This is a genomic window from Thauera sp. 2A1 (assembly GCF_009469595.2).
Taxonomy (GTDB): Bacteria; Pseudomonadota; Gammaproteobacteria; order Burkholderiales; family Rhodocyclaceae; genus Thauera.
On record NZ_SSXV01000010.1, the window covers coordinates 1 to 20236 of the forward strand.

At 67.4% G+C, this 20236-nt stretch carries 18 protein-coding genes and 1 rRNA gene; 11 read left to right on the forward strand and 8 right to left on the reverse strand.

Annotation, left to right across the window (positions count from 1 at the left end; genetic code table 11):
* The 6 genes from GH664_RS10860 to rpsF all read right to left on the reverse strand — a co-directional run.
* Positions 1–67 (reverse strand): 16S ribosomal RNA (locus tag GH664_RS10860); the annotation flags it as partial.
* Between the two features lie 396 nt (positions 68–463).
* Positions 464–1879: a replicative DNA helicase gene (gene dnaB / locus GH664_RS10865; protein ID WP_153168092.1), complete on the reverse strand. Its 1416-nt coding sequence runs from the start codon at positions 1877–1879 to the stop codon at positions 464–466.
* Positions 1880–1992: 113 nt separating this feature from the next.
* Positions 1993–2445, reverse strand: coding sequence for a 50S ribosomal protein L9 (gene rplI / locus GH664_RS10870; RefSeq protein WP_153168093.1), 453 nt, complete (start codon positions 2443–2445; stop codon positions 1993–1995).
* 15 nt (positions 2446–2460) lie between these two features.
* Entirely contained in the window at positions 2461–2736 is a 276-nt protein-coding gene (rpsR, locus tag GH664_RS10875; RefSeq protein ID WP_094267585.1) for a 30S ribosomal protein S18, read from the reverse strand.
* Position 2737: 1 nt separating this feature from the next.
* Entirely contained in the window at positions 2738–3052 is a 315-nt protein-coding gene (gene priB, locus GH664_RS10880; protein WP_153168094.1) for a primosomal replication protein N, read from the reverse strand.
* A 1-nt stretch (position 3053) separates the two neighbouring features.
* Positions 3054–3431 carry a 30S ribosomal protein S6 gene (gene rpsF / locus GH664_RS10885; protein WP_153168095.1) on the reverse strand — a complete coding sequence of 126 codons (378 nt, stop codon included), beginning with the start codon at positions 3429–3431 and terminating at the stop codon, positions 3054–3056.
* Positions 3432–3693: 262 nt separating this feature from the next.
* Here rpsF and GH664_RS10890 point away from each other — a divergent pair, with 262 nt between their 5' ends.
* Positions 3694–4035 (forward strand): hypothetical protein, encoded by a 342-nt coding sequence (locus GH664_RS10890; protein WP_153168096.1) that lies wholly within the window; start codon positions 3694–3696, stop codon positions 4033–4035.
* 25 nt (positions 4036–4060) lie between these two features.
* Here the strand turns inward: GH664_RS10890 and hrpA are convergent, their stop codons facing one another.
* Positions 4061–8158, reverse strand: coding sequence for an ATP-dependent RNA helicase HrpA (gene hrpA, locus GH664_RS10895; protein ID WP_255424929.1), 4098 nt, complete (start codon positions 8156–8158; stop codon positions 4061–4063).
* Between the two features lie 119 nt (positions 8159–8277).
* Here hrpA and GH664_RS10900 point away from each other — a divergent pair, with 119 nt between their 5' ends.
* The 10 genes from GH664_RS10900 (at position 8278) to mgtE (ending at position 17739) form a co-directional block, all read left to right on the forward strand.
* Positions 8278–8838, forward strand: coding sequence for a DUF2478 domain-containing protein (locus GH664_RS10900; RefSeq protein WP_228111469.1), 561 nt, complete (start codon positions 8278–8280; stop codon positions 8836–8838).
* 11 nt (positions 8839–8849) lie between these two features.
* Positions 8850–9107 (forward strand): YkgJ family cysteine cluster protein, encoded by a 258-nt coding sequence (locus tag GH664_RS10905; RefSeq protein WP_228111478.1) that lies wholly within the window; start codon positions 8850–8852, stop codon positions 9105–9107.
* Between the two features lie 259 nt (positions 9108–9366).
* Positions 9367–10191 (forward strand): undecaprenyl-diphosphate phosphatase, encoded by an 825-nt coding sequence (locus tag GH664_RS10910; RefSeq protein WP_153168099.1) that lies wholly within the window; start codon positions 9367–9369, stop codon positions 10189–10191.
* Positions 10188–10772, forward strand: a complete 585-nt coding sequence (locus tag GH664_RS10915) for a YqiA/YcfP family alpha/beta fold hydrolase (protein ID WP_153168100.1) — start codon at positions 10188–10190, stop codon at positions 10770–10772. Before GH664_RS10910 ends, GH664_RS10915 begins: the two co-directional genes overlap by 4 nt.
* Complete coding sequence (locus GH664_RS10920; RefSeq protein WP_153168101.1) at positions 10769–11623, forward strand: methyltransferase domain-containing protein; 855 nt, start codon at positions 10769–10771, stop codon at positions 11621–11623. Before GH664_RS10915 ends, GH664_RS10920 begins: the two co-directional genes overlap by 4 nt.
* Before the next feature lie 11 nt (positions 11624–11634).
* On the forward strand, positions 11635–12543 hold the full coding sequence (rarD, locus tag GH664_RS10925; RefSeq protein WP_153168102.1) for an EamA family transporter RarD: 909 nt from the start codon (positions 11635–11637) through the stop codon (positions 12541–12543).
* A 94-nt stretch (positions 12544–12637) separates the two neighbouring features.
* Entirely contained in the window at positions 12638–14536 is a 1899-nt protein-coding gene (locus GH664_RS10930; RefSeq protein ID WP_153168103.1) for a ribonuclease catalytic domain-containing protein, read from the forward strand.
* Between the two features lie 7 nt (positions 14537–14543).
* Positions 14544–15446 (forward strand): energy transducer TonB, encoded by a 903-nt coding sequence (locus GH664_RS10935; protein ID WP_153168104.1) that lies wholly within the window; start codon positions 14544–14546, stop codon positions 15444–15446.
* Between the two features lie 31 nt (positions 15447–15477).
* A complete protein-coding gene (gene mtgA / locus GH664_RS10940) occupies positions 15478–16170 on the forward strand; it encodes a monofunctional biosynthetic peptidoglycan transglycosylase (protein ID WP_153168105.1) in 693 nt (230 codons plus the stop codon).
* Positions 16171–16296: 126 nt separating this feature from the next.
* Positions 16297–17739 carry a magnesium transporter gene (mgtE, locus tag GH664_RS10945; protein ID WP_153168106.1) on the forward strand — a complete coding sequence of 481 codons (1443 nt, stop codon included), beginning with the start codon at positions 16297–16299 and terminating at the stop codon, positions 17737–17739.
* A gap of 42 nt (positions 17740–17781) precedes the next feature.
* Here the strand turns inward: mgtE and GH664_RS10950 are convergent, their stop codons facing one another.
* A complete protein-coding gene (locus GH664_RS10950; RefSeq protein ID WP_228111470.1) occupies positions 17782–20103 on the reverse strand; it encodes a TonB-dependent receptor in 2322 nt (773 codons plus the stop codon).
* Between the last annotated feature and the right edge of the window lie 133 nt (positions 20104–20236).

A 20236-nucleotide genomic window follows, 5' to 3' on the forward strand; every position in this document is an offset into this window, starting at 1 on the left:
GTTCGACTTGCATGTGTAAAGCATGCCGCCAGCGTTCAATCTGAGCCAGGATCAAACTCTTAAGTTCAATCCTACAAAGTACTCAAAATACTGACTTAATCAGCATGAGCACCAATCATTGCGAAACATAAAGCCGCCGAAACGACTTCGCCGCAACAACCAAGCACCCACACTTATCGGTTGTTCAACTTTTTAAAGAACCGCTGCATCGCTGCAGCAGAGAAGCGAAATTATGATCAACTCAGAACAACTCGTCAACCCCCCGCGCCGCGCTTTCTAATCCGGCTCCAACTCCACCAGACCCGCAACACAGGCTCCTCGCCTCCCGCTCCCCCCAGCACCGCAACAGCCAAAACCACCGCAGCACTCAAAGAGGGGCGCATTATAAACACCAGAATCGAATGGTCAACACTTCAAGACAATCATTTTCGGCTCGGCGATCAGGATTTAAATTGCTCATGAATCAATAATCGGAACCGCCGCCAAAACTTCCTCCGCCCGCGTAATTCTCGAAGCGGGTGTTTTCACCAATGAAAGTCAGCCGTACGGTGCCGGTCGGACCGTTACGATGCTTGCCGATGATCAATTCGGCAGTGCCCTTGTCGGGCGAGTCCGGGTTATAGACCTCGTCGCGGTAAATGAACATGATGATGTCCGCATCCTGTTCGATGGCGCCCGACTCGCGCAGGTCCGACATCACCGGGCGCTTGTTCGGCCGCTGCTCCAGACTGCGGTTGAGCTGCGACAGCGCAACAATGGGCACGTGCAACTCCTTGGCGAGCGATTTCACCGAGCGCGAGATCTCCGACAGCTCGGATGCCCGGTTGTCGCTCTCGCGCGTGCCACTCATCAACTGCAGGTAGTCGATGACGATCAGGCCGAGCTTGCCGCACTGGCGGGAGAGGCGCCGCGCCCGGGCACGGAGATCGATCGGATTGAGCCCGGGCGTCTCGTCGATGAAGAGCGGCGCGTCGTAGAGCTTGCCCATGGCGACGGTGAGGCGCTGCCAGTCGTCGTCCGTCAGGCGGCCACTGCGGATCTTCTGCATGTCGATGCGCCCCACGGAGGAGATGAAGCGCGTTGCCAACTGCGTACCGGGCATCTCCATCGAGAAAATCGCAACCGGCAGCCGCTGGTCGACGGCAATGTGTTCGGCCAGGTTGAGCGCGAAGGTCGTCTTGCCCATCGCCGGCCGGCCGGCGACGATGATCATGTCGGATGGCTGCAGGCCGGACGTCTTGTCGTCGAGGTCAATCAGACCCGTCGGCACGCCGGTGACCTCCGACGGATTGTCGCGATCGTAGAGCTCCTGCACCCGATCGACGACCTGCTTCAGGATGGGCTGGATGGACACGAAACCCGTCGAATGGCGCGCCCCGGCCTCCGCAATCTCGAAGACCTTGGCCTCGGCCTCGTCGAGCAGCATCTTGGCATCCTTGCCCGACGGACTCAACGCACTGGCGGCGATCTCGTCCCCCACAGCCACCAGTTTGCGCAGGATGGCGCGCTCGCGGACGATCTCTGCGTAGCGCCGGATGTTCGCCGCCGAGGGTGTGTTGTTGGCGATCTCGGCCAGATAGGCGAGACCGCCGGCCTGCTCCGCCTCGCCGCTCTTCTCGAGCGATTCGAAGACGGTGACGACGTCCGCCGGCTTGCCCAAGTCGATCAGCTTGGCGATGTGGCGATAGATTCGGCGATGGTCATCGCGATAGAAGTCTGCCTCGCTGGCCAGATCCGCCACCCTCTCCCACGCCTGGTTGTCGAGCAGGATGCCGCCGATCAGTGACTGCTCAGCCTCGAGCGAGTGCGGAGGAAGCTTGATGGCGGCCAGTTGCGGATCGCCTCCCAGGTCGGGGGCGCGTCGGGTCTGGGTGTTCATGAGCACGGCCGATGATGCGAAAGGGAAAACATTCTAAGTCGCGACGGGTCGCCGCGTCAGAATGCAAAAGGGCTGCCATGGGCAGCCCTTTTGCTTGATGCGAGCGATTTGGCTTACTGCTGCTCACCCACCACCGCGACGGTGATCGTGGCGACCACGTCGGAGTGCAGGCCGACCTCGAGCTGGGTCTCACCAACGGTCTTCAGCGGGCCGTCCGGCATGCGGATGGCCGCTCGTTCGACCTGGAAGCCCTGCGCTGCAAGCGCCTCGGCGACGTCGGCATTGGTGACCGAGCCAAACAGGCGGCCGTCCATGCCAGCCTTGCGGCTGACCTGAACAGTGACGCCTTCGAGCTGAGCGGCGATCGCCTGCGAAGCGGCCAGCTTGTCAGCCTGCTGGCGCTCGAGCTCGGCGCGACGCGCTTCGAATTCCGCGAGGTTCGCCTGCGTGGCACGCTTGGCCTTGCCCTGCGGGATCAGGTAATTGCGGGCGTAGCCGTCCTTGACCCTGACCACGTCGCCCAGGCCACCGAGGTTCACAACCTTGTCGAGAAGAATGATTTGCATGACGTCTATCCTCTCTTACTGGTGCAGGTCGGTGTAAGGCATCAGGGCCAGGAAGCGCGCGCGCTTCACGGCGACCGACAGTTGGCGCTGGTAACCGGCCTTGGTGCCGGTGATGCGCGCCGGCATGATCTTGGCGTTCTCGGTGATGAAGTCCTTCAGGATCTCGACGTCCTTGTAATCGACTTCCTCGATCTTCTCCGCGGTGAAGCGGCAGAACTTGCGACGCTTGAAGAGACCACGACCGCCGCGATCATCTTTTTTCTTGAACTTGGACTTGGGCTTGAAAGCCATTTCAGTTTCCTTCCAGAAATTCGATTGTGTTCAGGTGCAGGACCGGGCTGCGACTGCGCATGCTCCTGGCGGCGAGGAACCCGGTGATCTTCACCGCGACTCCAGGCGAGACCACTGCCAGCACGCCGGCCAGTTCGCCGACGGCCACCGCCTGCAGCTCGACCGAAACATCGCGGGCAAGCCCCGCTTCCATCTGTTTCGATTCATGTGCCAGGACGCAGCTTGCGACCGGCACACCAGCAGGCGTTCGACGCAGCGGCAGCACTTCGGCCACGCGCGCATCGAGGCGCAGTTCGTTCAACCCCGGTTCAGGCAACTCAGGCAGCTTCAGCGGCCGGCTTGGCTTCGTCGGACGACGTGCTCAGCGAGCGCGACTTCTCTTCCTTCATCATCGGCGACGGCGTGGTCACCGCCTTCTTCATCTTGATGGTGAGGTGACGCAGCACGGCGTCGTTGAACTTGAAGGCGTGCTCGAGCTCGGCCAGCGTCTCGCCGTCGCACTCGATGTTCATCAGCACGTAGTGGGCCTTGTGCACCTTCTGGATCGGGTAGGCCATCTGGCGGCGGCCCCAGTCTTCCAGGCGGTGGATCTGGCCGTTGCGGCCGGTCACGAGCGTCTTGTAGCGCTCGATCATCGCCGGGACCTGTTCCGACTGGTCCGGATGGACGATGAACACGATTTCGTAATGTCGCATGCAAACTCCTTGCGGTTGATTGAAACAGCTCCCCGGCATGCGATTCCGGTGGAGCAAGGGAAGGGGCGGGATTCTAGCAAGAAGCGCTGGAAAATCAAAGCCGAGCATCCCGTCAACCGGATGCGTCGGCGCTCCCGTCAGTGTGGGGGCGCTTACAAAATCCTGCTTACACTCTGACCCAGCCCCACCGACAGCGCTTCACCTATGATCCGCTCATCAGGGCTTTGCCCCGATTCAAGAACAACCGAAAAAGAGGCAGACCATGAAAGCGAACTCTCCCCGCGCGATGCTTGCCGCACTGCTGTGCGGCGGCCTGCTCGCCGCCACCGCCGCCCATGCCGACCGCGGAGACTGGGACGGTCCCGGTCGCGGCTGGGGTCATTACAAGCATCACCATCATCACCGCTACGACCGCGACTACGACAGGGGCCCCACCGTGATTCGCGAGCGCGTGATCGTGCGCGAGCGCCCAAGCTATTACTACGACCCGCCAGTCGTGCAGAACTACTATTACAGCGAGCCGGTGCGCACTTACCGCTACAGCCGCTCGCCTGCCATCGTCGTCGGCGTCGACATCCCTCCGCTGGTGATTCCGCTGCGCTGATTCGCAAACAGCCGGCCCGGGACGATTACCGCGGCCGGCTCTCCCAGATCTTCTGCAGGCGCTTGACCGAAACCGGCATCGGCGTCTTCAGTTCCTGCGCGTAGAGCCCCACACGCAATTCCTCGAGCAGCCAGCGGAAATCGTCCAGGAACGGATCGGCCACACCCGCCCGGCGCTTGGCGAGCGCTTCGCGCTCCCAGGCCTGCGCCAGCGCCTTCCACTCAGCCATCAACTGCGCATCCCGCGCGGGGTTGTTACGGAACTTGTCCACCCGCACCGACGCCGCCTTCAGGTAGCGCGGGAAGTGCGACAAGCGCTCCCACGGAAAGACGGTCAGGAAATCCTTGGGCAGCAGTGCGAGCAACTGGGCCTGCATGTCGGCGACGAGGTCAGGAACGGCCTTCAGTCCGGCGAGACGTTTCTGCAGGCCGGCGTATTCGCTCACGAGTTGGCCAGCCAGGCGCATGAATTCGTGGGCAACCAGCGTCACCCGCGGCTTGGCTTCGGCACAGCGTCGGGCGAAAGCCTCGGCGTCCGCCGGCACTGGATCGAGCAGGCAGCAGCGCGCCAGTGTGGCCTCCACCAGACGCGCCTTCAACTCGGCCTCGGTGCCGAAGCTCATGTACTGCAGCGCGAGTTCGCGCAGGCCAGGCAAGCGCTCGACGGCACGGACCTGATCCTTGAGAGTCAAGGCGAACAGTCGTGCCAGACCCTTGCGATGGACGCGCGCCGCCTCGTCCGGCGTGTCGTAGGGGCGCAGCGACACGCCCTCGCCATCGTCGTGCAGGGCCGGGAAGCCGATCACATCGCGCCCCGCGACCTTGACCTCGAGCAGTTCGGGGAGCGCGTCGAAGGACCAGGTGGTGAAACTCGCCGCAGGCGCCGCAGCCTGTGGCTGTGAGGGCTTGCGCTCGTCGGTGCGCTCCGTGCCGAGCTTGGCCTCCCTGCCCTCAGGCAGCCGTCCAGACATCGCGCCGGAGGGAGCGCCGCTCGCTGCGCTCAGCGCCACCGCCAGCGCACCGCCAATCTTCGCGCCGCTGAAACGGGCCGCCACCTGCTCGCGGAAGCGCGCGCGCAGCTCGGCGAGGTTGCGTGACTGACCGAGCATGCGTCCGTGCTCGTCGATGACGCGGAAGTTCATGAAGCAGTGCGGCTTCAGATTCTCCAGCCGGAAGCTCTCCAACGGCAGCTTGAGCTGCACGCGCTCCTCGACGAAGCGCTGCAGCGCCTTCAGCAGCGGCTCGTCGGCGTCGAGGTCACCGGCCTCGAACGCGGCCATGAAGGCGGCGGCGCTGTCGGCCATCGGCTGCAGGCGGTGGCGATGCTTCTGCGGCACCGTCTTCAGCAGCGCAGTGATCTTCTCCTCCAGCAGGCCTGGCACCAGCCATTCACAGCGGTTGGCAGAGACCTGGTTCAGCATCGCCAGCGGCACCGTCAGGGTCACGCCGTCGTCCGTTTCGCCGGGCTGGTGCAGGTAGGCGAGCGTCAGTTTCTGGCCCAGCACCTCGAAGCGCGTCGGAAAGCGATCGGTGGTCACCCCCTCGGCGTCGTGGCGCATCAACTGGTCGCGCGTCAGGTACAGCAGCTTCGGATCGGTCTTCTCGGCCGGCTTGCGCCATGCGTCGAAAGAAGCCAGGTCGAGCACATCCACGGGAATCTTGCTGTCGTAGAAAGCCTCGATCAGCGTTTCGTCGACAAGCACATCGGGGCGACGCGACTTGTGCTCGAGGCGCTCGATCTCCGCCACCAGGCGCTGGTTGTGCGCAAAGAACGGCATGGACCGGGCTGGCCCCTCGGCGATGTCCCCGGCCACCAGGCCTTCGCGGATGAACAATTCGCGGCACAGGCTGGGGTCGATCTCGCCGTAGGTCACGCCGCGCCGCGCATACAGCACCAGCCCATGCACGGTGCCGCGCTCCCAGGCGCGCACGCTGCCGGCGCTCCGGGACCAGTGCGGCTCGAACACCGAACGCTTCAGGAGGTGGGCGCCGACCTCCTCCACCCACTCCGGCTCGATGCGCGCGATGCAACGGCCGAACAGCCGGCTGGTCTCGACCAGCTCGGCGGCCATGATCCACTTGCCCGCCTTCTTCGCCAGCGCCGAGCCGGGATGCGGCCAGAACTTGATGCCGCGCGCGCCCAGATACGAACCGGCCTGCGGACCCGAGGCGTCCTCGACCTTGCAGCCCACATGGCCGAGCAGACCGGCGAGCAGCGCCTTGTGGATGGCCTCATAGTTCGCTGGCAACTGGTTTTCCTTCCAGCCGTGCTCGGCGCACAGCACATGCAACTGGGCGTGCACGTCGCGCCACTCGCGCATGCGCATGTACGACAGGAAATGCTTCTTGCACCAGGCCTTCTGCTTGCTGCCCGATTCGTGGCGCTGGATCTCGTCCCACGCCTTCCACAGATGCAGGTACCACAGGAACTCCGAGCGCTGGTCCTGCTCGCCGCCGCGAAACCTTGCATGCGCCTGGTCGGCCGCGCCCGGGCTGTCCTGCGGGCGCTCGCGCGGATCCTGCACCGACAGCGCGGCGGCGATCACCAGCAGCTCGGCGAGGCAGCCGCGGTCGCGCGCAGCGAGGATCATGCGGCCGATCTTGGGGTCGAGCGGCAGCTTGCCGAGTTCGCGGCCGATCGGCGTCAGCTCGCGCGCCTCGTCGTCGGTGACCGCGCCGAGTTCGGTCAGCAGCGCATAGCCGTCGCCGATCAGGCGCGAGCCGGGCGCATCGATGAAGGGGAAGTCCTCGACCGCGCCCAGCTTCAGCGACTTCATGCGCAGGATCACGCCGGCAAGCGAGGAGCGCAGGATCTCGGGATCGGTATGCGCCGGCCGCCTGGCAAAGTCGTCCTCGTCGTAGAGGCGGAAGCAGATGCCGTCCATCACCCGGCCGCAGCGGCCGGCGCGCTGTTGCGCGGCCGATTGCGCGACCTTCTCGATCTGCAGTTGCTCGACCTTGTTGCGCGGCGAGTAGCGCTTGACCCGGGCCAGGCCGGTGTCGACCACGTAGCGGATCCCCGGCACGGTGAGCGAGGTTTCGGCGACGTTGGTCGACAGCACCACGCGCCGCCCGCTGGAGGGCGCGAACACCCGCGCCTGCTCCTGCGCCGACTGGCGCGCGAACAGCGGCAGGATCTCGGTGCCCGGCAGGTGGTGCGCCTTGCGCAGCGCCTCGGCGGCCTCGCGGATCTCGCGTTCGCCGGGCAGGAACACCAGCACGTCGCCCGGGCCGCAGCGCTGCGCCTCGTCCACCGCATCCACCAAGGCATCGAGCAGGTCGCGGCCGCGCTCGCGCTCCTTCCGCGCCAGCGCGCGCTCGTCGGCGCGCGCTGGCGCCACCTCCTCGTCGGGCTCGACCGGCCGCCAGCGCATCTCGATCGGGTACAGCCGGCCGGACACTTCGATCACCGGCGCCGGACGCCCGGCCGCATCGGCGAAATGCCTGGCGAAGCGCTCGGCGTCGAGCGTCGCCGAAGTGACGATGAGCTTGAGGTCGGGACGCCTGGGCAGCAGCGTGCGCAGGTAGCCGAGCAGGAAGTCGATGTTGAGGCTGCGCTCGTGCGCCTCGTCGATGATGATCGTGTCGTAGGCAGCGAGCAGCGGATCGGTCTGCGTCTCGGCGAGCAGGATGCCGTCGGTCATCAGCTTGATGTGGCTGGACGCGCTCAGCTTGTCGGTGAAGCGGATCTTGTAGCCCACCGCCTGGCCGAGCGGGCTGTTCAGCTCCTGCGCGATGCGGGTCGCGGTGGCGCGCGCCGCCAGCCGGCGCGGCTGCGTGTGGCCGATCAGGCCCGCGGCGCCGCGGCCGAGCGCGAGGCAGATCTTGGGCAGTTGCGTGGTCTTGCCCGAGCCCGTCTCGCCGCAGACGATGATGACCTGGTGCGCGGAAAGCGCGGCGGCGATCTCCTCGCGCCGCCCGGACACCGGCAGCTCGGCAGGAAAATCCGGCTTCGGCAAGGCTGCGACCCGTTCAGCCAGCATCGCGCGCGAACGCTCGAGCAGCGCATCGAAATCGCCCTGCAGGCGGGCCTGGCGAGCCTGGGCGCGGGCGTCGGCCGCGTTTCCCGCAGTGCTCCGCAGGTCGCGCGCCATGCGACGCAGGCGCGGACGGTCCGCGCTCATGCAGTCATCGACTTGCTCCACACGCGGACCCTGCCGCCCCCCTGCCCGTTCCACCCTCATCGTCGTCCGCTGCCAGTTGAAGGCGGATATTATCCCTTTGTTGCAGCGCAGGTGCGACAATGAAAACCCGTTCAGAGCGCTGCCGCACGCCCACCGCACCCATGACCACGTCGCTCATCGCCGCCGTCGTCTACCGTCCCGACGACCCGCTCGAAGCCCTGCTGGACAATGTCGCGCGCAGCCTCGCCGCACGCGGCGTCAGGCTGGGCGGCGTGATCCAGCACGCCCTTCCCGCGCGCGGTGAGCAGGCCTGCGGCATGCAGCTCGAGAATCTGGAAACCGGCGAACGTTTCCACCTGTCGCAGAACCTCGGCGCCGGCTCGGCCGCCTGCCGTCTCGACGCGGATGCTCTGGCGCGAGGCGCCATGGCCGTCCGGGCCGCGGTCGAACACCGGGTGGAGCTGGTCGTCATCAACAAGTTCGGCGCGCAGGAGGCCGCCGGCGCCGGGCTGCGCGACGACATGGCGCAGGCGGTCGCGATCGGCGTTCCGGTGCTGACCGCGGTCGCAGAACGTTTCGTCCCGGACTGGAAGGCCTTCGCCGGCGACGACTGCGCGCTGCTGCCTCCGCGGCTCGACGCGGTACTGTCCTGGTGGGACCAGTTGCAGGCGCAAGGATGACGTTGAAGCACATGGACTGCCGCCCGGGCTGCGCCGCCTGCTGCATCGCGCCTTCGATCTCGTCGGCCATACCGGGCATGCCGCAGGGCAAGCCGGCGGGCGTGCGCTGCATCCAGCTCGACGAACACGATCGCTGCAAGCTGTTCGGGGATGCGCGCCGACCAGCCGTTTGCGGCAGTCTGCAACCTTCGGCCGAGATGTGCGGCGACAGCCGCGAGGCGGCGATGATGTGGCTGACGCGGCTCGAGCGGCTGACGAACAGCGATTGACCGTGACTCGGCAGGTCTGGCGGCGGGGGATGTGCGGAGCAGGCGAGGACTGTCCGAGCACCGAGCGCAGCGAGGTCGCCCGTTTTCGTGATCTCCGCTGCGCCTTGGCCGCGTAGCGGCAGCCGGACGGAGCGCATCCCCCGCCGCCACACCGGATTCGAAGCACGCATCCGACTGACCGTAAAGCGCAACTGCATTCGCCGCAGCGCAACACCGCCGCAGCTATAATCGTCGCCTTTTCCGCCCAGCCCTTCGCCGCATGGACCTCTCTCTCCTCCTGATCGCGCTCGTCCTCGGCATCGTCGAAGGCCTGACCGAATTCCTGCCGATCTCCTCGACCGGCCACCTGATCATCCTCGGCGACCTGCTCGGCTACAACGACGATGCCAGCAAAGTGTTCAAGATCGTCATCCAGCTCGCCGCGATCCTCGCCGTGTGCTGGGACTACCGCGAGCGCCTGCTCAAGGTCGTGGTCGACCTGCCGCGCGAACCGGGCGCACGGCGATTCGTCGGCCTGCTGATCGTCGGCTTCCTGCCCGCAGCCGTGCTCGGCCTGATGTTCCACTCCATCATCAAGGGCGTGCTGTTCAACCCGATCACCGTCGCCACGGCGCTGATCATTGGCGGCCTCATCATCCTGTACGTGGAAAAGCGCAGCTATCACCCGCGCGTCACCTCGGTCGACGGCCTGGGCTGGGGTGATGCGCTGAAGGTGGGTTTCGCCCAAGCGCTGGCGATGATCCCGGGCACTTCGCGCTCGGGCGCCACCATCATCGGCGGCATGATCTTCGGCCTGTCGCGCAAGACGGCGGCGGAGTTCTCGTTCTTCCTCGCCATCCCGACGATGTTCGCCGCCACCGCTTACGACCTGTACAAGAACTGGTCGCTGCTGCACGCGGCAGACCTGCCGGTGTTCGCAGTCGGCTTCGTCGCCTCCTTCGTCGCCGCGATGTGGGCGATCAAGGGCTTCATCCGCTTCATTTCCAACCACACCTTCATCGCCTTCGCCTGGTATCGCATTGCCTTCGGCATCGTCGTGCTGGCGACCTGGAAGCTGGGGATGGTCGACTGGAGCACGCCATGATCATCTATCTGCACGGTTTCCGCTCCGCGCCGGCATCGATCAAGGCACAGTCGCTCAAGCATCACATGGAAGAGCGCGGCCTCGGTCACGCTTTCTGGTGCGAGCAGTTGCCGGCCTCGCCGCAGGCCGCCATCGCGCTGGTGGAGGCGCAGCTCGCGCGCTGCAGGGCGCAAGGCATCGACGCGACGCTGGTCGGCAGCTCGCTGGGCGGCTACTACGCCACCTGGCTCGCCGAACGCCACGACCTGCGCGCGGCGCTGGTGAATCCGGCGATCGTCGCGCCGCTGGAGCTGGGCGCCTACGTCGGCGAACAGACCAACATGTATACGGGCGAAACCTTCCGCTTCACCGAGACGCACATCGCCGAGCTGCGCGCGCTCGAGGTACCCGCCATCACCCGGCCGGAACGCTACTGGCTGCTGGTGGAGACCGGCGACGAAGTGCTCGATTACCGCCACGCGGTAGCGAAGTATGCGGGCGCACGGCACACCGTCTTGGAAGGCGGCGACCACAGCTTCACGCGGTGGACGGATTACCTCGACGACCTGATCCGCTTTGCCGGCCTGGCTCCGGCAGCATGAGCGACGAGGCCACTCCCGGATTCGACCCCCGCCGCTTCAAGGCGCTGGAGCGCGCGGGCTTCAACCGCATCGCCGCGCGCTACGCCGACGGCGCGCACCTTCGCGCTGAACTCGCCGACGCGCTGCTGGCTGCCGCCGGCCTGGCACCGGGCCAGCGCGTGCTCGATCTCGCGAGTGGCCCCGGCCTGCTCGCGCTGCGCGCCGCTGCGCTCGTCCAGCCCGAGGGCGAAGTGCTGGCCACCGACATCGCCGAAGGCATGCTGGCCGAAGGCGCGCGCCGCCATCCGCACGCCAGCGGACTGCACTTCGCCGCGGCCGACGCGGAGCACCTGTGCCTGGCCGATGGCAGTGTCGATCGCGTGCTGGCCGGGCTGGCACTGTTCATGTTCCCGCATCCGGAACAGGCGCTCGCCGAGATCCGCCGCGTCCTCGCACCGGGCGGCAGCGTCACACTGTCGGTCTGGGCCGAGCGCGATGCCGTGCCGCTGATCGCATGCGCGCAGGCCTGCATCGCCCGCCTTCTGCCCGCGCCGAAAGTGGCGCGCCCCTCGGTGTTCCGCTTCGGCGCACCCGAGGTGCTCGAGGCCCTGCTGCGCCAGGCCGGCTTCGACACCGTGCATATCCAGGCGTGCGACTTCACCTGCCGCTTCGACAGCGCGGAGGATTACTGGCAGGCCTTCCTCGACCTCGCCGGCGGCGCGGCCGAATCGCTCGCCCGCCTGCCGGAAGCGACCCAGCAGGCGCTGCGCGCAGAAGTGGGCGCGGAGCTGGAGTCGTTTCGCAGCGGTAACGGCGCCGGCTACACGCTACCCGCGCGCGCGCTGGTAGCGACCGCACGGCGTGCGCCTTGAGCCCGGGCCGCATGACGACCGACCCCGCCGCCTCCCCGCAGACCCGCCACGGAGCCCTCGCCGCACTCACCGCCTTCATCGTCTGGGGCCTGTCGCCGCTGTACTTCCGCGCCGTCGGCAGCGTGCCGCCGTTCGAGATCGTCGCCCATCGGGTGCTGTGGTCGGTAGTCTTCCTCGCCGGGCTGCTCGCGCTGGTGCCGGCCACCGGCGGTTTCCGTGGCATCTGGGCAATCCGGCGGCAGCCGCGCCTGCTCGGCCTGCTGGCGCTGACCGCGATGCTGACCGGCAGCAACTGGCTCGTCTTCCTGTGGGCGATCGACGCCGGACGCCTGATCGAGGCCAGCCTGGGCTACTTCATCAATCCGCTGGTGAGCGTGCTGCTGGGCTGGCTGTTCCTCGGCGAGCGCCTGCGCCCGCTGCAGCGCGCGGCGCTCGCGGTGGCAACGGCCGGCGTGGCCTGGCGCGTATGGCAGGTCGGCAGCGCGCCGTGGATTCCGCTGTTTCTCGCCGGCACGTTCGGTGTCTACGGCCTGCTGCGCAAGCGTGCACCGGTAGAGGCGATCGGTGGCCTGTTCATCGAGACGGTGGTGACGGCGCCGCTGGCCATCGCCTGGCTGGCGTGGCTGACCCACAGCGGCCAGCTCGTGTTCGGTTCGTCGCTCTATATCGACACCCTGCTGCCGCTGGCCGGTGTGCTGACTGCGGTACCGCTGGCGCTGTTCGCAGTGGGCGCCAAACGCCTGCCGCTCGCCACCGTCGGTTTCCTGCAGTTCATCGCGCCCAGCCTGAACTTCATGCTCGCGGTGCTGGTGTTCCGCGAACCCTTCGACAGTGGGCAACTGATCGGCTTCGTGCTGATCTGGGTCGCGCTCGCGATCTACTCGGTGGACATGGCGCGCGTGGCGCGGCGCGGGACCTGAACCCGGCCAAAGTGCGGGCAGGGGACAAACCGAAACTTCGGCAGGCATCCGAATCCAGTAAACTACTGGACTTGCTTTTCACTGGCGGATGCCGATGTTCGTGCTTTTCGAAGAGGACGGTGCCTTCAAGGCCGGAACCATCCTCGCTGACAACGATGCCACGCTGCAGGTGGAGACGACCCACGGCAAGCGGGTCAAGCTCAAGCGCGCGAACGTGCTGCTCAACTTCCGTGAGCCCGCTCCTGCAGACCTGCTGACGCGCGCCGAGACCGGCGCCGAGGAACTGGACCTCGAGTTCCTGTGGGAAGTCTGCGGCGACGAGGAATTCGGCTTCGCCGAATTCGCTGCCGATTACCACGGCCACCCTCCCTCCGCGGTGGAGGCGGCCACCGTGCTGCTGCGCCTGCATTCGGCGCCGATCTGGTTCCACCGCAAGGGCAAGGGGCGCTTTCGCAAGGCGCCGGCCGACATCCTGCAGGCGGCCCTCGCCGGCCTGGAAAAGAAGAAGCAGCAGGCTGCCGCCATCGAGCACATGCGCGCCGAACTGGTCGACGGCCGCATGCCGCCGGAACTTGCTTCGCTGCTGCCGCAAGCCTTGTACCGGCCCGACCGCAACCGCCTCGAGATCAAGGCGCTGGAAGCCGCCTGTGTGGACAGCGGGCTGTCCGCCCCGCGCCTGCTGCTGAAGTGTGGTGCGCTGGCCTCGAGCTACGACTTCCACTACAACCGCTTCCTGTTCGATCAATTCCCCGACGGGCCAGCCTTCCCCGCCTACGAGCTGCCGGTGGAACCCAGTGACCTGCCGCGCGCCGACGTGGTCGCGTTCTCCATCGACGACGCCTCGACCACCGAGATCGACGACGCCTTCTCGGTGACGCCGCGCCCCGACGGCGGCTGGCGCATCGGCATCCACATTGCCGCGCCGGCGCTGGGCTTCGCGCGCGGCTCCTCGCTCGACGCGATCGCGCGCCAGCGGCTTTCCACGGTGTATATGCCGGGCAACAAGATCACCATGCTGCCGGACGAGGTGGTGTACGCCTTCACCCTCGCCGAAGGCCGCGACTGCCCGGCGGTGTCGCTGTACCTCGACGTCACGCCCGGGCTCGCCATCGTCGGCGAGGAGTCGCGCGTCGAGCGCGTGCCCATCGTCGCCAACCTGCGCCACCACGACATCGAGCCGGTGTTCAACGACCGCACGGTGCTGGAAGGCGGCCCCGAATTCCGCTGGAAGCGCGAGCTCACCGTGCTGTGGGATCTGGCCACGGTGCTCGAGGCGGGCCGCGGCAAGGCCGCCGGCAACGAGGACCGCGTCGATTATAGCTTCAGCGTGGACTGGACGCAGCACACTGCCGACGGCCCGGGCCACATCAGCATCGGCCGGCGCCTGCGCGGCTCGCCGATGGACAAGCTGGTGGCCGAGCTGATGATCCACGCCAACGCGACCTGGGGCAAGCTGCTCGACGAGGCCGGCGTGCCCGGCCTGTATCGCGCGCAGGGTGGCGGCAAGGTGCGCATGACCACCGTCGCTGCGCCGCATGAAGGTCTGGGCGTGGACTGCTACGCCTGGTCGAGCTCGCCGCTGCGCCGCTACGTGGATCTGGTGAACCAGTGGCAGATCATCTCGGTGCTGCGCGGCGACGAGCCGGCCTTCGCACCGCGCTCGGCCGAGCTGATGGCCGCGCTGCGCGACTTCGAACTCACCTACGCCGAGTACGCCGAGTTCCAGCGCCAGATGGAGCGCTACTGGTGCGTGCGCTGGCTGCGCCAGCACGGCCTCGGCCCGGTCGAAGCCACCGTGCTGCGCGAGAACGTGGTTCGGCTGACGCAGGTCCCCCTCGTGTTCAAGGTGCCGTCGATGCCGCTGCAGATGCCGGGCAGCCAGGTGAGGCTGAACGTCGAGCGCACCGACCTGTTCGACGTGGACGTGGAGGCGCGCTTCGTGCAGATCCTGTCCGAGCCGCAGGCACCGGCCGAATCGGACTACGTCGGCTGACCGCAGCATGCGCGTGGCCACGCCCGCCCTCCCATCGCCGCTCAGCCGTGCGGACGCCGGTGCGCGGCACCGCGTCCGCCGGCGGCTGCGCATCGCCCTGGCGATCTCGCTCGCGCTGCACGCGCTGGTGCTGAGCCTGCAATTCCGCCTGCCCGACCCCAAGCCGGTGCACGATCGCGGACTGGAGGTGGTGCTGGTGAACGCCCGCCATGCGAAGGCGCCGGACAAGGCCGACGTGCTGGCCCAGGCCAACCTTGCCGGCGGCGGCATCAGCGAGCAGAAGGTACGCCCGAAGTCGCCGCTGCCGCCACAGAACGCGCGCCGCGAGGGCGATGCGCTGGTCGAGCAGAAGCGCCGCCAGCCGCAGCCCGAGGTGGCGCAGCAGCAGGTGCTGACACGCAGCAAGGCCGCCACCGCGGTCGCCAGCCGGCCGCAGCAGACGGAGCAGCCCGCACCGACGGCCGCCGTCAGCGGCCTCGACCTGCTCGACAGCGCTGCCGCCGTCGCCCGCCTGGAGGCGCAGATCGACCGCAACCTCGAGGAGCTCGGGCGGCGTCCGCGCACCCAGTTCATCGGTGCGCGCGCACGTGAATACCGCTTCGCCCAATACGTCGAGGACTGGCGCCAGAAGGTGGAGCGCATCGGCACGCTCAACTACCCCGAGGCGGCGCGCGGCAAGCTGTACGGCAGCCTGCTGCTGTCGGTCACGATCCGCGCCGACGGCTCGGTGGAACGCGTCGGCGTGCATCGAAGTTCCGGGCACAAGGTGCTGGACGAGGCGGCGATGCGCATCGTCAAGATGGCCGCGCCCTACGCGCCCTTTCCGCCCGAGATCCGGCGCGACACCGACATGATCGAGATCACGCGCACATGGACCTTCACCAACGCCGACGAGGTGCGGGCGAATTGAGCCGGTACGGCGCGCGCGACGGGGCACGGCCATGAGCGTGGCGCTGCGCTGGATCGGCCGTGCGCTGGTGATCGCGCTGGCGCTGCTGATCGTGTGGCAGATCGTGCTGCTGACCCAGGTCATCTGGTGGAGCCGCTTCGACCCGGCGAGCACCAGCTTCATGCGGCTGCGGCTGGCGGAGCTGCGCGAGAAGGATCCCGGCGCCACGCTGCGCCACCAGTGGGTCGCCTACGAGCAGATCTCGGTGCATCTGAAGCGTGCAGTGATCGCTGCCGAAGACGACAGCTTCGTCGACCACGAGGGCTTCGACTGGGAGGGCATCGAGCGCGCGCTGGAAAAGAATGAGAAGAAGGGCCGCGCAGTGGCCGGCGGTTCGACCATCAGCCAGCAACTGGCCAAGAACCTCTTCCTGTCGCCGTCGCGCAGCTACCTGCGCAAGGCACAGGAGGCGGTCATCACGGTGATGATCGAACAGTTGTGGAGCAAGCGGCGCATCCTCGAGGTGTATCTCAACGTCGTCGAGTGGGGCGAAGGCATCTTCGGCGCCGAGGCGGCGGCGCGGCGCTACTACGGCGTTCCCGCAAGCCGCCTGGGCCCGTCCGAGGCGGCACGGCTGGCGGTGATGCTGCCCAATCCGCGGCGCTACGAGCGCAGTTTCGGGCCGCGCCTTGCAGCCCATGCAGAGCGCATCCGACGCCGCATGGCCTATTCGCAGGTGCCTTGAGGCACGAGGTGCCGGGGGCGAGGCGCCCGGTCGGGCATTTTTCGCGCCGTAACACGATCGGGGTCGCGTGCGCGGGGGCGAGTCCGTAGAATCCCGGCTTTCCGCCTTCCGCCGGCCTTTTGCGCGATGACCGAGCACGACGATCACCACCCTGACGACGTCCAGCAGCACCTGCGCGAAGTGCAGGAGCTGCTCGCGCGGCAGAAGGTCGTCGAAGAGCTTGTCCATCGCCAGGACATGCCGCGCCACGAGCTGGTCGAGAACCTCGTGCACAAGCAGCACGAGGTCGGCCTGCGCGCCAAGCTGGACGCACTGCACCCGGCCGACATTGCCTACATCCTGGAGGCGCTGCCGCTCGACGAGCGCCTGTACGTCTGGGAGCTGGTCAAGGCCGAGCGCGACGGCGAGATCCTGCTCGAAGTCTCGGATGCGGTCCGCGAATCGCTGATCGAGACGATGGCCCCGGAAGAGCTGAAGGCGGCGGCGGAAACGCTGGACGCCGACGAGCTCGCCGACCTCGCGCCCGACCTGCCGCCCGAAGTCATCCAGGACGTCTTCCAGTCGCTCGACAGCGAAGGGCGCGAGCAACTGCGCGCGGCGATGTCCTACCCCGAGGATTCGGTCGGCGCGCTGATGGACTTCGACATGGTGACCGTGCGCGAGGACGTCAGCCTCGAGGTCGTGCTGCGCTACCTGCGCCTGTTCGACGACCTGCCCGACCACACCGACAAGCTCTTCGTCATCGACCGCGACGAGCATCTGAAGGGCATCCTGACGCTGGAATCATTGCTCATCACCGATCCCGAAACCTCGGTCGCCGACGTGATGCGCCGCGAACCGGTGATCAGCTTCACGCCGGAAGACGACGCCGGCGAAGCCGCCCAGGCCTTCGAGCGCTACGACCTGGTGTCGGCGCCGGTGATCGACAAGGACAAGCGCCTGATCGGCCGCCTCACCGTGGCCGACGTGGTGGACTACATCCGCGAGGAATCCGAGGCCGAAATCCTGAGCCACGCCGGCCTGCGCGAGGAAGAAGACATCTTCGCCTCGGTGTGGGACTCGGTGAAGAACCGCTGGGCCTGGCTGGCGGTGAACCTCGTCACCGCCTTCGTCGCGTCGCGCGTGATCGGCATGTTCGAGGGCTCGATCGAGAAGCTCGTCGCGCTCGCCGCGCTGATGCCCATCGTCGCCGGCATCGGCGGCAACTCGGGCAACCAGACCATCACCATGATCGTACGCGCGATCGCGATGGGCCAGGTCGAACCCTCGGCGATGCAGCGCCTGCTGAAGAAGGAACTGAGCGTGGCGCTGGTGAACGGCCTGATCTGGGGCGGCATGCTGGGCATCATCGCGTGGTCGCTGTACGGCAGCGGCTCGCTCGGGCTGGTGATGACGGCGGCGATGACGCTCAACCTGCTGCTCGCCGCCAGCGCCGGCGTGCTGATCCCGATGCTGCGCCAGCGCCTGGGCGCCGACCCGGCGATCGGCGGCTCGGTGATGATCACCGCGCTCACCGACTCCGGCGGTTTCTTCATCTTCCTTGGCTTGGCGACGCTTTTCCTGCTGTGAACGCGGCGGCGCCCTCCGCGCTTCCGCTGCGCTTGCGCCAGCTCAGCGCCCCCAGGCGTAGCGCACGCCCACCCAGGCCGCGCGCGGCGCCCCCGGCGCAACGAATTGCTCACTGCGCCAATGCCCCGGATCGGGCTCGAAGGCGTTGGCTGCCGCGGTGAAGGGATTCTCCGCCAGCGCGCCGGCGGTCGCGTAACGCTGGTCGAAGACGTTGTCGATGCGTCCGAACAAGGTCCAGCCTCCGCCCAGCCAGTAATCCGCGCTGAGGTTTACCACCGCATAGCCCGGCAGCTCGCCGCGACCGCCGAATTCGTCATTGGGCTCGTGGCGGTTGTTCTCGTTGCCGTGCACGTACTGGCCCGAATACGCCACCACCCCCGCCCCCAGGCGCAGGTCCGGGCTCGCGCGCCAGCTCAGCGCCAGCTTCAGGCCGTGCTCGGGCATGCCGGGAATATGGTCGCCCTTGCCGACGCGGATCTGGTCCTCGCCGCAGCTTGCGTCGCTGTTGGCGCTGCTGTTGTGCGCCGCGACGATGCAGGCGGAGGACTGGAAGGTGGCGCGCAGCCAGTTGTAGTTGAGCTGCCATTCCAGCGCGCCCGACGTGCCGCCGATGCCCAGTTCCACCCCCTGCCGCCGCGTCTTGCCGAAGTTGGTGAAGTAGCCGGCGCTGGTCGAGGTACCGACGAACAGGATGTCGTCGCGGTTGGTGGTGCGGAACACGCCCGCATTCCACTGCAGTTCGCCCGGCAGTCGGCCGCGCACGCCGAACTCGAAGGTACGTGCCACGACCTGCTCGAGGAAGGGGTCGGACGCGAGCGCGTTGGGCAGCGTGCACGGCTTTTCCGGGTTGGCGCAGCCCAGTTCGATGGGCGTTGGCGCGCGATTGCCCTGGCTGAAGCCGCCGTACACCGTCAGCGCCGGGCCGGCCTGCCAGGTCAGCCCCAGGGCGGGGTTGAGCTTGTGGTAGGTGTAATCGCCATCCAGGTTGTCGGGCACGCCCGGCTCCAGGCGGTCACGGTTGACGACGCGGGTGCGGTTGTAGCGCACCGCCCCGGTGAGCTGCACGGCGGGGCTCAGCGCCACGCTGTCGGTGAGGTAGATGGAGCTGGTGCGGGTGCGGCCCGACAGGCTGTTCTCGGGCTCGGCGTCGGCGGCCGCTTCGATACCACGATCGCCGGTGAGATTGCCGAGTTGCGCCGTCTGGCGGAAGTCGGCATGCGCACGGTCGTGCGACGCACCGACGGCAATCTGGTGGGCGCCAGCGAAATGTGTCCATTGCGCCGCGACGCCGTAGGCGCGCTGGTTGGTGGCAGTGCGGTTGAGCACGCCGCTCGGATCGTCCGCTTCCTCGTAGTCGTCGTTGAGGTCGCCGTTGAGCGTGCGGGTGCGGGTGCGACGCACGTAGGCCGAGGCCGAGATCTGGTCGGTGTCGCTGACCCAGTGGGTCGCGGCCAGCGTCAGCATGGTGACGCGGTTACGGGTCTGGTCAGGATGAGTGAAGATCGCCTCGTCACGCTGGCGGCGCAGGCTTTCCGGCACCAGGCCATTGCCGATCAGGTCGGTATGAGCGTGGATCAGGCTCAACGACAGGTCGGTGCCGCCGGACTTCCAGCCCAGCCGCCCGAAGAACTGTCCGACTTCCGTTGACGAATGGTCGCGCCAGCCGTCCTCCTTCATGCCCTCGGCGGACACGAACCAGTTCAGCTCATCCCGGCTGCCGCCATGCTCGACGCTCAGTGTACGGCGCTTGAAGGAGCCGATCTCGGCCTCGATCTCGGTGCCCGGATGGGTGTCTCCGCGCTTGGTCTGCAGGACCAGCGCGCCGCCCAGGGTGTTGAGGCCGTACAGCGGGTTGGAACCCGGCACCACCATCATCGATGCGATCGCGGCCTTCGGGATCAGGTCCCAGTTCACGACGTCGCCGAAGCCCTCATTCACGCGCACGCCATCCAGGTACACCGACAGGCCCTGCGGCGTGCCGAGCAGCGGCGACACGGTGAAGCCGCGGTAATTGACGTTGGGCTGGTAAGGATTGCCCTGGATCTCGCTCACCGTGACGCTGCCGAGCTGGCGCTGCATCGCCTCGCCCAGCGACACGCCGCCGGCGTCGCGCAGCTTGCGGCTGTCCAGCGTCTGCAGATTGGCTGGCACCTGGTCACGCGGCAGGTCGATGCCGGGCAGCGGCGTGGTGCCGACGACGACGGTGGGGGCGAGCGCTGTCGCCGGGTCCGCCGCATGAGCCACCCCGCTCGCCGCCACCGTGGCCACGAAGGCAAAGCTCGAGTAGGTGCATCGGGCGGGAACGCAAGCCATCGGCCCGCGGATGCCGGCTGCAGGCCGCTGGCCTGGGTCGCGGTGGATCATGGGTGTCTCCCCTGGTTCTATTGTTGTCGCCGCCGCGTCCTCGCGCCGGATCACTGCGGATGCTTCCCTGTCCGCCCGCCACTGGGTGGCCGACGGCACGCTCCCGATTTTAGGGAGGTTGCGCACGTGATGC